The organism is Prosthecobacter sp. (assembly GCF_044222565.1).
GTDB lineage: Bacteria > Verrucomicrobiota > Verrucomicrobiia > Verrucomicrobiales > Verrucomicrobiaceae > Prosthecobacter.
Window position 1 is genome coordinate 157,948 of record NZ_JBGANA010000017.1, and the last position, 11,711, is coordinate 169,658.

The following is an 11,711-nucleotide window of genomic DNA, read 5'->3' on the forward strand; positions in this document are numbered from 1 at the left end:
AGGGAATTACGGGGCGGGGCGTTGCATGGTGTGCAGGCGCTCCGCGAGGTCGAGCGCGTTGGGCTCATCTCGACGGAGCGAGATGACTACTGTACTGACCGCTATGCTGCCTGCTTGAGCAGGAAGTATTCGATGCCATCGACGAGGGCTTTCCAGCTGGCGTCGATGATGTTGCAGCTGACTCCGACGGTGCCCCAGGTGGCGTTGCCGTCGGTGCTGGTGATGAGGACGCGAGTCTTGGCCGCCGTGCCGGTGCCGCCGTCGATGATGCGGACCTTGTAGTCGGCCAGGCGCATGACCTTGAGGGCGGGGAAGAAGGGCAGGAGGGCTTTGCGCAGGGCGTTGTCGAGCGCATTCACAGGGCCGTCTCCTTCATCCACGGTGTAAACTCGGCTGCCATCGATTTCGACTTTGATGGTGGCTTCGCAGGTTTCAAAGCCATGCTCTCCGCCGTGGAAGCGGTGGGTGGAATGATACTCGATGAGATTGAAGATGGGCTGATACTGGCCGAGCTGCTTGCGGATGAGCATCTCGAAGGAGGCTTCCGCGGCTTCGAACTCGTAGCCTTCGCTTTCGAGGCGCTTGACCTCGGCGAGGATGGTCTGCACGCGGGCGTCTCCCTTGGCGAATTTGAAGCCCATGCCTTCGGCCTTGATCAGCACATTGGACTGGCCGGACATGTCCGAGATGGTGATGACGCGCTGATTGCCGACAAGGGCGGGGTCCACGTGCTCGTAGGTGCGGGCGAGTTTCTGCACGGCATGGACATGGAGGCCGCCTTTGTGCGTGAACGCGGCGACGCCGACGTATGGGGCGCGGATGTCGTGAGGAACGTTGGCGAGCTCATCGACGAAGTTGGCGAGTTCGAGCAGACGGGTGAGGTCGATGCCAAGGGGGATGCCCATCTTGATCTGAAGATTGGGCATGATGGTGGTGAGATTGCAGTTTCCCACGCGTTCGCCGTAACCATTGATGGTGCCCTGCACCTGGCAGGCGCCAGCGCGCACGGCTGCGAGGGCATTGGCCACGCCGACGCCGCCGTCATTGTGGGTGTGGATGCCGACGGGGCGTCCCAGATGGGCGATGACTTTCCGGGTGGTCTCTTCGACGAACTCGGGAAGAGCGCCGCCATTGGTCTCGCACAGCACGATGAGGTCTGCGCCGGCGTCCTGGGCGGCCTTGACGGTTTTGAGGGAGTATTCGGGATCTTCTTTGAAGCTGTCGAAGAAATGCTCGGCATCGTAGAGCACCTCGCGGCCGTGCTGTTTCAGATAGGCGACGGTGTCGGAGATCATGGCGAGGTTTTCCTCCAGAGTGACCTGGAAGACCTCGGTGACGTGAAGGGCCCAGGTCTTGCCGACGATGGTGACGGCGGGCGTCTTGGCATCGAGCAGCATTTTGACCTGCGGATCGTCTTCGACCTTCATTTTACCGCGACGGGTCATGCCGAAGGCGGTGATTTTGGCGGTCTTCCATGAGCGTTTGGCGGCTTCTTCAAAGAAGGCGGCGTCTTTGGGATTGGAGCCGGGCCAGCCGCCCTCGATGTAGTGCACGCCGAAATCGTCGAGCTTTTCCGCCACGCGGATTTTGTCGAGGGTGCTGAAGGAGATGCCGGTGCCCTGCGTGCCGTCACGGAGGGTGGTGTCATAGATGGTAACTGAAGACATGAAGGAGGGGAAATGGAGAGGGGGACAGGGGTGCGCAATGAGAAAACAGGCCGGGCTGGCGGGTTGCCAGAAGTTCCGGGACGCCGGATGCCAGGGGCGCGAGGTGCGCAGGCATGCAAGGCAACGGACTCACCCGGCGACGTCAGGCGCGGACGAGTCCGAAGCTAATTCGGAAAATGAGGCGGTTGTCAGGGCGGTTTCCCATGATCAGCGCAGAATTACGCCGGGGCCGCCCTGATGGCAAAGAGAAGTTTTCAGCACCCGTGGGGCCGGTCTATTTGCCCTGACCGCCTGCGGCACCGCTCTGGACGGCGGGGATGGCGTTTTTCACGTTGGGTTTCTCCCAGTTGGTGGTGGAGGCGGGTAGGGCCAGAGGGGCCTTGCCTTCGATGGCTGGGACGGCCTTGTCCTTGGATTGTTCGCGGGCCAGGGGGATCCCGCTGAGATCCATTTTGGAAACGAAGGGCTTTTCAGGAGCCGTTGGGGATTCAGTGATGGCCGCGCCGGAGGTTTCGCCAGGGCGGGAAAGCATCCACGCGCAGACGGAGCAGATGGCAAGGGCGGCGGTGGCCAGGCTCCATTTGGGAACCAGAAGATGGCTCCACCAGGTGGAGAAGCGCTCCGTGAGAAGCTCAAGGGAGGACTGCTTGAGGAGTTCGGCACGCTGCCTCTCATGAAACTGCTGAAGGAAGTTCTCGGTGAACCCCTCTTCGGGCTGTTCATACCGCTTCAATCGAATCAACCGCTGGATGTTTTCGAATTCATTCATGGCGTGCTGTGGATTGTTGTTTCTTTGCGTGAGTGGCAGACGTTCCTTATTTAACGAAGTCTTCAAGATAGGTTTGGAGAAGTCGATGTGCGTAAAACAACCGGGACCTGACGGTCCCTTCCGAGACTCCTAGTATCCTGCTGATTTCGGCATGCTGGAGACCTTGTACGTCGTACAAAGTCACCACCGTGCGGTGGTCTTCTGACAGGCGCATCATGGCTGCGTTCAACCTTTTCTGCAATTCGTGGATGTTTACCTCACGAAGAGTGCCTGAATTGGCCGTGGTAACGCGAATGAATTCGGGATCGTTTTCGATGCCGGTATCTACATCGTCAAGACTGACCTTGTGATGCCGGCCACGCTTCTTGAGGAAGTTCAAAGTCATGTTCACCGCGATGGAATAGATCCATGTATAGAACGATGACTTGCCCATGAAGCGCTTGATGGAGCGGTAGGCCTTGGCGAACACGTCCTGCAGCAGGTCCGCGGTGTCTTCGCGGTTGGAGGTCATGTTGTAGATGAGGCCGTAGAGCTTGGGGGTGTACTTGCGGACGAGATCATCAAAAGCACGCGTGTCTCCCGCCTGAGCTTTTTCCACCAGGATGCGATCCTCGGCGGAGCTGCTGTTGGGCACGGGCTGTGTCAGCGAAGCTTCCGGAGATGCCGCGGCGCTGAGTGATGTTTCTTCCATTACACGGAAGAGAAACACCCGTTGCCCCAAGAGACAAGCATTTCTTCCGGCCGTACGAATTTCAATTATTTTTGAACATTCCAAAGGTGGTCCACGCAGATCTGGGACCAGGTCTCGAGCTCGTCGTGCATGGCATGGAGTTCTTCCAACGTGTGGAAGCGGAGGTCCTGGATGGCGTCTTCGTTGGACTTCACGTCATCGCTGCTGAGGTCAAAGAAGTGGACCACGCCAAGGTGCACGCTGCCGACCTCGGTGGCGTCGTCATTGATGAGACCGATGACCTTCTGCGTGTGAGTGCCGGCGATGACGAGCTCTTCGGCCATCTCGCGTTCGACGCCATTGTAGTACATGGTTTCGCCGAGACCGTCTTGCCCTGCATCCACCGGATTGATGTGACCGCCGATGCCGATGGAGCGTTTCGCGACGAGGCGCTTCTCCCCTGAGCTGCCGCCGCGAGTGTAGCTGAGGTAGCGGCCGGCGTGATGAAAGATGGTGTAGGGGATGAGCTGCTTGTGAGAAGGATCTTTTTCAGCGGCGGGGCGCTCCATGAAATGATTGGCTCCCGGGGTCAGCATGGCGTGCAGGTAGCGCGGGGCATCGGCCTGAAAGCCTTGGAAGCTGCCGAGTTGATCAAAAAGCTGACGGGTGATGACGAGAACGTGTTCCATGGGAGAGGGGGCAGAATGGGTGGCGGTGGTGCATGCGCAACCGATCAATCCAGCAACCACACTTGTGCCGCGTCTCCGGGCTGGAGAGTTTGTTCTGGCTCCAGCCGCAGCAGGGCATCTGCCCGGCTGAGGGACAGCAGGGCATGACTTTGCTGATGGCCGAGCGGCATGAACCGGTCTTGGGAGAAGGTGCCGCGCAAGTAGTGGGGGCGGTCACCGGGATTGGAGAGGGCGGTGCCTGCGGTGGCGCCGATGAAACGCGGCGTGAGATGGGCCTCTGCAGCGCCGAGCATTTTCAAAAGGGCAGGACGCACAAAGAGCATGAAGGTGACGAAGGAAGACACCGGGTTTCCGGGCAGGCCGAAGACGTAGGACGCTCCGCTCCGCGCGAAGAGGAAGGGCTTGCCGGGCTTTACCTTCACGCGCCAGAGTTCCGGCTCCACGCCGAGCTGTTTGAGCGCAGGCTTGATCTGGTCATGATCGCCCACGGAAACGCCGCCGCTGATGAGGACAACGTCATGAGTGCTCAGGAGAAGCCGAAGGGTCTCGGTGGTGTGCGGCAGATCATCGCGGCAGTGCGCTTGGGTGGACTCGCGAACGCCCGTTTCCGCGAGCATGCCGCGCAGCATGAGGCCGTTGGTATTGTAAATCTGGCCCGCCTGCAGCGGGCCGGCGCCGGGAGACACGAGTTCGTCTCCGGTGCTCAGAACGGCGACGCGCGGCGGGGTGTGAACTTGGATCTGATCCAGGCCCTGAGACGCGAGCACGGCCAGACGGCCTGGGGTGATCTTCTCGCCGGCACGCAGCACGAACTGGCCGTGGCAGAGGTCCGTGCCAGCGCGGCGAATGTTTTCTCCGGCGGAGACTGGATCGGTGCAGATGATGAAGTCGCCTTCACGCCGGACGTCCTCCTGCATGATGACGGCATCCGCGCCGGCGGGTATGGGAGCACCGGTGAAAATGCGAATGGCGCAGCCGCTTTGCAAGTGGAGCGAGGCGTCCAGCCCGGCAGCCTGCTCACCTGAGACCCGCAGAGGCCTGGAGGTGGCGGATTCCGCGGCGAGGAGGGCATAGCCGTCCATGGCGGACTGATCAAAGGCGGGGATGGGTACCGTGGCGGTCACTTCCTGCGCGGCGTAGTGATCCAGCGCAGCAAACAGGTCGAGCGAACGCGACGGTGTGGGCGCCATGGCCGCGAGGACACGTGCGAGGGCTTCGCTTTCAGAGATCATCGGATCACAGGCGGCAGTTTGCTCAGGTCTGCCGCAGGTTCGTCCGCAGGCTGGGAAGATTTGGGCGCTTTTGGCGGCAGCGGAATGGGCTGCAGCATGGACGGCGGAATCTGGTTCACGGGGGACGGAGACTGAGTTTGGGCCGGGATCTGGCCTTGCACTGACTGCAGGGTACCCATGGGCTGGAAAGGGGTATCGAGCGGTGGCGGCACATCTCCCCGCATGATGGGTGTCAAAGACACGGGAGAGGCATTGGGAGCGACCATGGGGCCGGTGGCGGGCGCGGCGCCCTCCGGGGCTTTGACCTGATAGACCACCAGATCGCGCAGCTGTGGTGTACCCTGAGTGATGTCTGCGGTGATGTAGTTCCCCTTGCGCTCGGGTGTGACTTTGAGCCTGGCGTCCGAGCCATTGACACCTTGGGAGATGATCTCGGTGCCGGCGGGGATGTCCACGCGCTGCTCGCAATTGATGAGCACGTAGTTTTGCTCCGGGTTGACCATCTCGATGACGCCGATGACCTTGGCCTCGCCGATCTTTTTGTCGCCAGACGACTTTTTCGAGGATGAGGACATCATGCCTCCGAACTTGTTTTCGAGGTAGGTGCAACTGGACAGCCCCAGGAGCAAGGCGAGGCACAGATGGCGCTGAAACGACATGCGGTATAGATGCCGCAATCGTGGCAGGCTGTCCAGCATGGAACAGAGCCACCCAAATGTGGCTGGCGCACATTGCGAGAACTCTGGTAGGATGATTCTGAATGGAGCAGGAATTGGACATCAATCCCTACGCACCGCCGCAGTCGCGGCTGGTGGATGAGTCATCGCCCGAAGCCATGCGCCGTGCGATGCTCAGGCATGAGTCGGAGATCCGAGGGGTGGGGGCGATGTTTGGCCTGATCGGAGCGGTGCTGCTACTGCCGGCGCTGATTGTGGGAGGAGAACTGGTCACCGTGAAATTCAGAGGAAATGACTTCGCGATCTGGCTGGTGATCCTGGCGAGTGCATCATCCGCCCTGTGTCTGGGGACTGGACTGCGGCGGCTGAAACCCTGGGCGAGAGTGCCCGTGGCGGTCATCTCGGGCATTCTTCTGGTGGTGTCCATTCCCACCGTCGTCGGGCCGACGATGAACGGCTATGTGCTGTGGCTGATGATGTCAGAGAAAGGACGCATCGTGATGTCGCCCGGGTATCAAAGGATCGTCGATCTGACGCCGGAGGTGAAGACCAGGTTTTCAATCGTCTCGATCCTTTTCATTCTCTTTCTCGTGCTGATGGTCCTGTCCATTCTCGTTGCTTTGATCGCTCCGGCGTTCGCACACCGGCGATGAAGAGCAGGGTTTCTCCGCGGCAATGTTTGGGTTCACCCATGGCTGCATCTAGCGGAGCCGTATCTCAAGGACGAGGGCTGACGGCTGGCGCGAGATCGTGGTCCGCGCAGTCCTCTGTGCGGCACGCGAGCCCCTGGATATCCGGGGCACTTAGGCAGCGAAAAATGCAGCGCACCCTGATTGGGGGCTTCATAAGCTACGACGACTGCACGAAGTGGTTCGGAAGAAAGCTGACCCTGGGTAGCTCGAACCGCACAGAGGATTCCCTTCGGGGCTACGCAGGTGCGGACCACTATTGCAGGCGGTCTTTGCCCAGCATCACCTACCCGATGATGCCCAGCTTCTTCAGCGTGGCGCTCAGTTCCGCGACCTTCTCCGGCTCCATGCCGGTCATCGGCAGGCGCAGCTCATCGGTGCAGTGACCGGCGAGGGCCATCGCCGTTTTGATCGGGATGGGGTTGGTGGACAGTTTCAGGAAGGCGGCGAAGAGCGGGTAGTACTTCGTGTGGATCTTCAGCGCGGAGACGTAGTCGCCCTTCAAAGCGAGCTGCACCATCTCGCTGATCTGCTTCGGAATGAGGTTCCCTGCCACGCTGACGATGCCGACGCCGCCCACGGACATGAATGGCAGGGTGAGGCCGTCGTCGCCGGACATGATCTCGAAGTCGGCAGGAAGGATCTGCTTCATCTGGCTGACGCGCTCAGGATTGCCGCCCGCTTCCTTGATGGAGCGGATGTTCGGGCAGTTTTCCGCGAGGCGCACGAGCACATCAAGACCGATCTCGATGCCGCAGCGTCCGGGGATGCTGTAAAGCATGAGCGGGAGCTTGGTGTTGTCCGCGATGGCTTTGAAATGCTGGTACAGGCCTTCGGGGGTGGGCTTGTTGTAATAAGGGGCGACCTGGAGGGAGGCGGTGGCGCCTGCTGCCTCGGCTTCCTGGGTGAGCTCGATGGCCTCACGGGTGGAATTGGATCCGGTGCCTGCCATGACCACGCCGCGGCCTTTGGAGAACTCGACCGTCAGCTTTACCACGCGGGTGTGCTCTTCGTGATCAAGCGTGGGGGATTCTCCCGTGGTGCCGCAGGGCACGACGCCGGTGACACCGTTGTCGAACTGGAAATCGATGAGCGATTTGAGCGCGGCTTCATCAATCTGGCCGTTGCGGAATGGGGTGACGATGGCGGTGTGGGTTCCTGCGAACATGAGAGAGGTGGATGGAAAGGGCAGATGTGTCGGACTGAAAACTGAGAATTGAAAACTGAAAATTGGAAATTGTAGGGGGAGGAACCTCAATCGGCGGGCTGCTCGTCCTGCGCCACCGTCTCAAACGGCCCGTCAACCGAGTGGAGCACTCCGTATTGCTTGCGGCATTCAAACCCCTGCCCGGGCCATTTGCCCACGTATTCCAGCAAGGCCTGCCTGCCGGGCTCCCAGTCCATGCCGTTGATTCTGCAATCCGCCGACGCCTCGCCGTCGGCACTGCGGGCTGCGAAGAAACGGATGGCCATGAAGCTGGAGGATTCCATGTGCGGCTTCAAAGGCTCAGACAGGGACATGAAGAGGCAGCAGGGGCAGAATGCTTCGTGTTCATCCTCAGAGACGGGTGCGGCGGGAGGCTCGGCCCGGGTCAGAGATACAGGCCCGAGCAGCGCGCGCCGGTAATGAGGAGGGCTGCCGTCTTTGGCTGGGAAGGACATTTCCAGACTCAGGCAGTTTTCCGGCTTCTTCAAAACGGTGTCTTGGAACACGGCAAAGTCGATCTCCAGCCACTTCTGGAAACCCCGGGCGAAGGAGGCTGCCAGGTTTTCTCCGAACGAATGCTGGTACTCAAAAACGCCCTGGGGGATCTGATTGGAATGCCGGACCTCGATGGTGGAGCAGGTGCTCACCCCCGAAGGCTCCTGGGGCTGCAGGTTGTAAAACTGCGGAAGGATGACAAAGCCGTCGTCGACTTCCAGCCAGCCTTTTTTGATCTGCACCGAATGTCCTGCTGCCAGCATGACATCCGCAAGGCTTTGCAGCAGGTCCACTTCCTCATTCCACGTGCCGGTGGCATTGGAAAAAGCACATTGGATGGAGGTGCCGTTGCCCGGGTTGTCCGGACAAATGATTGGAGCAGGAGTTGAGCGCAGCCATTCAAACATGGGTGTCCATGTCCGCTTTACGAGATTTAGAGGTTCACACTCCCTGTGAACACAAAGTCCGCCGGTCCGAAAAGGGTCACGTTGGTATATTCGCTCTTGTCCGGCTCTTCGAATCCGACTTTCAGGGTGTCGCCGCCTTTGACGAGGACGCTGATGGGGCCGGGTTCGCCGGTGAGCTCGTGGTAGATGAGGGCACAGCCGACCATGCCGGTGCCGCAGGCGAGGGTTTCATCCTCCACGCCACGCTCGTAGGTGCGGATGGCGATGCTGCCTGGGGCCACGACCTTGGCGAAGTTGGCATTCGTGCCCTTGGGCTTGAAGGCTTCGTGATAGCGGAGGGCGGCACCCCATTCGCGAATGGGGACGACGTCGAGATCATCGACCATGACCACGGCATGGGGCACGCCGGTGTTCACGCTGTGCACGGTCAGCCCGGCCCCGGCCACCTCGAGGTGCTGCGAGAGCTTGAGGCTGTGCGGGGTGCTCATGTTGATGCGCACCTGGTCGCCTTCGAACTCAGCGGAGATGATGCCGGCGAGGGTTTCAAAGGCGATCTTGGTGAGCTTGTCGCCATGCAGATGATTGACGAAACGGCCAAAGCAACGTGCGCCATTGCCGCACATCTCGGCCTCGCCGCCGTCGGCGTTGTAGTAACGCATCTTGAAGTCGCCAGTGCCGGTGGCGGGCTCGACGCAGAGCAGGCCATCGGCTCCGATGCCGCGATGGCGGTCGCAGAGCTTTTCGATCTGCTCTTTGGTCAGCGAGATGGAAAGGTCGCGATTGTCCAGCATGACGAAGTCATTGCCGGCGCCGTTCATTTTGGTGAAGTTCAGAGTCATGGGGCGGAGATGGGTCAAGGAGTGGTCAAAATGTCAAGGCGGTCAAAGTGCGTGGACGGCATCGACGAGGGGTTTTACGAAGGCTTCGACTTTGGCGGCGCAGTCGGGCGCGGTGCCGTTCTGCTCAATGAGCTTTACGATGGCGCTGCCCACCACGACGCCATCGGCTTTGCTGGCGACTTCGGCGGCCTGGGAGGGATTGGACACGCCAAAGCCGACGCAGACGGGGACGTCCGTAGCGGACTTGATGATGGCGACCTGCTCGGCGATGCCGGTGGCGATCTGTGCCTGTGCGCCTGTGACGCCGAGGCGGCTGACGTAATAGACAAACCCTTCGGCTGATTTGGCAATGCTGGCAATGCGGTCGGCCGGGGAGGTGGGGGCGATGAGCTGGATGTGGCGCAGCTCAGGGGTGGGCTTCAGCTCGGTGTTCTGCGCAGCCTCGTCCGGTGGCAGGTCCAGCACGAGCACGCCATCCGCACCAGCGGCGGCGGCGTCGATGTGGAAGCGCTCGTAGCCGTAGGCATAGACGGGGTTCAGGTAGGTGAAGAGCACAAGCGGCACCTGGGACTGTGTGCGGAGCTGGCGGATCATCTCCAGCACCTTCGGCGTGGAGGCCCCGGCCTTCAGCGCGCGGTCTGCGGCCATCTGGTTGACAATGCCGTCCGCAAGAGGATCGGAGAATGGCACACCAAGCTCCACGACATCCACTCCGGCGCGTTCCAGGCCCAGTACAATCTCAATGGTGGCCTCAAGCGTGGGATCTCCGGCGCAGACATAGGCGACGAATGCCTTCTTCTTCTGAGTGCGAAGCTGGGCAAAACGGGCGTCGAGACGGTTGGTTGGAGCAGACATGGGGCGGGGTGTTTAGCATGCAATTTCCCCGCTGTCGAATGAAGGAATGGGGTGGTGCCTGTGGGAAAATAGTCGGTGCCAGTTGGTTTGCAGGCTGGCAACTCGGCGCTCGCGGCGCTAGTCTGAACGGATGTCCATCTCCTCAGTCGTCCGGGCCAGTTTTGAGAGGTCGTTCGCTCTCTATCGTGATTTGGTCGGTTCCTTTGGTGATGAGGCGCTGAGTTCCAAGCTGCCCAACCTCCCTTCGAACTCCATTGGCCTGCAGTTGTGGTGTGTTGTTGGCGCCCGTGAGAGCTACTGTCAGGCTCTCATGGCTGGAGAGTGGATTGGTTTCTCTTGTTCCCTCGATTCGGTGGCCCAGAAAAGCCCGGTGGCCGAAGCACTTGACCGTTCTGCCGAAAATCTGGCAGGAATACTGACCACGATGGACTCGTTCACCGACACCCAAAACCGGTTGATGATCGACCTGCTTGAGCACGAGGCGGCCCATCAAGGCCAGCTCATCAGATACCTTTATGGCCTGCGTCTCCCCATTCCAGACAGTTGGAAGGCGAGGTATGCTTTGGAATGAGGGGCATGGTTGAACATGAAGCAGTGGCGAATTAACGCATAAGGTAAATGTCAGGCGTGAATGGCACTCAGTTAAGACCTGTCATCGTGGATTTTGATGCGCTTTGGTTAGCTTCAGTTCGGATCTTGGAGGTTCAAAACTGAGCATTTACGATTCATCTGCTCCTCGTGGATGTCGCACGGAGTGCTTAACCTGCCATTCATGCCGGGCATTTGGTTCAGGTTTCACGATGCCCGGCATCTTACTCTAGTTTTTGAAATGGCTGGTGATGAACTCCACCAGCTTGTCATCGCTCATCGGGTTGGAGGTGCTTTGGGAAACGACCGCCTTTTTGAACTGGGGCGTCTCGGCGAGATGGTGGACGAACTGCTCCTGAATGGTGCCGCTGCCGGTAATGTGGATTTCATCCGCGTTCACCAGAAGGTGGTCGATCTCCTTGAAGAATTTGTGAACCAAAGTGATTTCGAGGTGGTTCGCTGCATTCTCGTTCGAATTCGAGCCTGGACCTGGATTCTTGGCATGACCGAGGACAGTGAACGTGGCGGCTTCGGGGTCGTAGCCGATGATGGTCGCGTGGTGAGTGTCCATCCAGATTCCGAAGCGTTTTTTGATTTTGTCTGACATAGGAATTCACTGACGGGTGAATGGCCCAGATATCAAGTGGGGTGAACCCCTACCCGGACGTAGTCCACCAGTTGCCTGACAGACGGATGCCCGCCCCTTCACGGCCCAAATAAAACGATGCAGGCGATAGCCGGGGTCTTTAGAGTGCTGCACGTTATGTGCGAATATCCGACAGTCACTCCTAGACCAGTTCTCGAAAAGATTGTCATATTCGTGCTGTACTTTTTAGAATCATAGTAATGAATAGGCGGTGGTGGCCCGCCCGTGCATCGAGCTCAATATGGACAACGCGACTCTTGATGAGGTTCGCGTGGCCATGG

13 protein-coding genes are annotated in these 11,711 nt (G+C 59.8%); 2 read left to right on the plus strand and 11 right to left on the minus strand.

Annotation, left to right across the window (positions count from 1 at the left end):
* Positions 1-101: 101 nt before the first annotated feature.
* The 6 genes from cimA to ACILSR_RS22855 all read right to left on the minus strand — a co-directional run bounded on the left by cimA (position 102) and on the right by ACILSR_RS22855 (position 5,686).
* On the minus strand, positions 102-1,667 hold the full coding sequence (cimA, locus tag ACILSR_RS22830; protein ID WP_395752116.1) for a citramalate synthase: 1,566 nt from the start codon (positions 1,665-1,667) through the stop codon (positions 102-104).
* 274 nt (positions 1,668-1,941) lie between these two features.
* Positions 1,942-2,436, minus strand: coding sequence for a hypothetical protein (locus ACILSR_RS22835; RefSeq protein ID WP_395752117.1), 495 nt, complete (start codon positions 2,434-2,436; stop codon positions 1,942-1,944).
* A gap of 46 nt (positions 2,437-2,482) precedes the next feature.
* Positions 2,483-3,127, minus strand: coding sequence for a sigma-70 family RNA polymerase sigma factor (locus ACILSR_RS22840; protein WP_395752118.1), 645 nt, complete (start codon positions 3,125-3,127; stop codon positions 2,483-2,485).
* A gap of 65 nt (positions 3,128-3,192) precedes the next feature.
* Positions 3,193-3,795 carry a hypothetical protein gene (locus ACILSR_RS22845; protein ID WP_395752119.1) on the minus strand — a complete coding sequence of 201 codons (603 nt, stop codon included), beginning with the start codon at positions 3,793-3,795 and terminating at the stop codon, positions 3,193-3,195.
* A gap of 44 nt (positions 3,796-3,839) precedes the next feature.
* On the minus strand, positions 3,840-5,027 hold the full coding sequence (gene glp / locus ACILSR_RS22850) for a gephyrin-like molybdotransferase Glp (RefSeq protein WP_395752120.1): 1,188 nt from the start codon (positions 5,025-5,027) through the stop codon (positions 3,840-3,842).
* Positions 5,024-5,686 (minus strand): hypothetical protein, encoded by a 663-nt coding sequence (locus tag ACILSR_RS22855; RefSeq protein ID WP_395752121.1) that lies wholly within the window; start codon positions 5,684-5,686, stop codon positions 5,024-5,026. Before ACILSR_RS22855 ends, glp begins: the two co-directional genes overlap by 4 nt.
* Positions 5,687-5,799: 113 nt before the next feature.
* Here ACILSR_RS22855 and ACILSR_RS22860 point away from each other — a divergent pair, with 113 nt between their 5' ends.
* Positions 5,800-6,357: a hypothetical protein gene (locus ACILSR_RS22860; RefSeq protein ID WP_395752122.1), complete on the plus strand. Its 558-nt coding sequence runs from the start codon at positions 5,800-5,802 to the stop codon at positions 6,355-6,357.
* Between the two features lie 322 nt (positions 6,358-6,679).
* On the opposite strand, the gene dapA is transcribed toward ACILSR_RS22860, so the two are convergent.
* From dapA to trpA, 4 genes are all read right to left on the minus strand, one after another.
* On the minus strand, positions 6,680-7,561 hold the full coding sequence (dapA, locus tag ACILSR_RS22865) for a 4-hydroxy-tetrahydrodipicolinate synthase (protein ID WP_395752123.1): 882 nt from the start codon (positions 7,559-7,561) through the stop codon (positions 6,680-6,682).
* Between the two features lie 86 nt (positions 7,562-7,647).
* Positions 7,648-8,502, minus strand: coding sequence for a DUF6348 family protein (locus ACILSR_RS22870; protein ID WP_395752124.1), 855 nt, complete (start codon positions 8,500-8,502; stop codon positions 7,648-7,650).
* Positions 8,503-8,528: 26 nt separating this feature from the next.
* Positions 8,529-9,341 carry a diaminopimelate epimerase gene (dapF, locus tag ACILSR_RS22875; protein WP_395752125.1) on the minus strand — a complete coding sequence of 271 codons (813 nt, stop codon included), beginning with the start codon at positions 9,339-9,341 and terminating at the stop codon, positions 8,529-8,531.
* Positions 9,342-9,383: 42 nt separating this feature from the next.
* The gene (gene trpA / locus ACILSR_RS22880; RefSeq protein ID WP_395752126.1) at positions 9,384-10,196 is read right to left on the minus strand and encodes a tryptophan synthase subunit alpha; all 813 of its coding nucleotides are present in this window, start codon (positions 10,194-10,196) and stop codon (positions 9,384-9,386) included.
* A 130-nt stretch (positions 10,197-10,326) separates the two neighbouring features.
* Here trpA and ACILSR_RS22885 point away from each other — a divergent pair, with 130 nt between their 5' ends.
* Positions 10,327-10,767, plus strand: a complete 441-nt coding sequence (locus tag ACILSR_RS22885; protein ID WP_395752127.1) for a hypothetical protein — start codon at positions 10,327-10,329, stop codon at positions 10,765-10,767.
* Positions 10,768-11,013: 246 nt separating this feature from the next.
* Here ACILSR_RS22885 and ACILSR_RS22890 read toward each other — a convergent pair whose 3' ends face one another.
* Positions 11,014-11,391, minus strand: a complete 378-nt coding sequence (locus ACILSR_RS22890; RefSeq protein WP_395752128.1) for a hypothetical protein — start codon at positions 11,389-11,391, stop codon at positions 11,014-11,016.
* Positions 11,392-11,711 lie beyond the last annotated feature (320 nt).

Coding starts and splice junctions, on each gene's coding strand:
- cimA (WP_395752116.1), bottom strand. CDS start 1,667: ATGTCTTCAGTTACCATCTATGACACCACCCTCCGTGACGGCACGCAG.
- ACILSR_RS22835 (WP_395752117.1), bottom strand. CDS start 2,436: ATGAATGAATTCGAAAACATCCAGCGGTTGATTCGATTGAAGCGGTAT.
- ACILSR_RS22840 (WP_395752118.1), bottom strand. CDS start 3,127: ATGGAAGAAACATCACTCAGCGCCGCGGCATCTCCGGAAGCTTCGCTG.
- ACILSR_RS22845 (WP_395752119.1), bottom strand. CDS start 3,795: ATGGAACACGTTCTCGTCATCACCCGTCAGCTTTTTGATCAACTCGGC.
- glp (WP_395752120.1), bottom strand. CDS start 5,027: ATGATCTCTGAAAGCGAAGCCCTCGCACGTGTCCTCGCGGCCATGGCG.
- ACILSR_RS22855 (WP_395752121.1), bottom strand. CDS start 5,686: ATGTCGTTTCAGCGCCATCTGTGCCTCGCCTTGCTCCTGGGGCTGTCC.
- dapA (WP_395752123.1), bottom strand. CDS start 7,561: ATGTTCGCAGGAACCCACACCGCCATCGTCACCCCATTCCGCAACGGC.
- ACILSR_RS22870 (WP_395752124.1), bottom strand. CDS start 8,502: ATGTTTGAATGGCTGCGCTCAACTCCTGCTCCAATCATTTGTCCGGAC.
- dapF (WP_395752125.1), bottom strand. CDS start 9,341: ATGACTCTGAACTTCACCAAAATGAACGGCGCCGGCAATGACTTCGTC.
- trpA (WP_395752126.1), bottom strand. CDS start 10,196: ATGTCTGCTCCAACCAACCGTCTCGACGCCCGTTTTGCCCAGCTTCGC.
- ACILSR_RS22885 (WP_395752127.1), top strand. CDS start 10,327: ATGTCCATCTCCTCAGTCGTCCGGGCCAGTTTTGAGAGGTCGTTCGCT.
- ACILSR_RS22890 (WP_395752128.1), bottom strand. CDS start 11,391: ATGTCAGACAAAATCAAAAAACGCTTCGGAATCTGGATGGACACTCAC.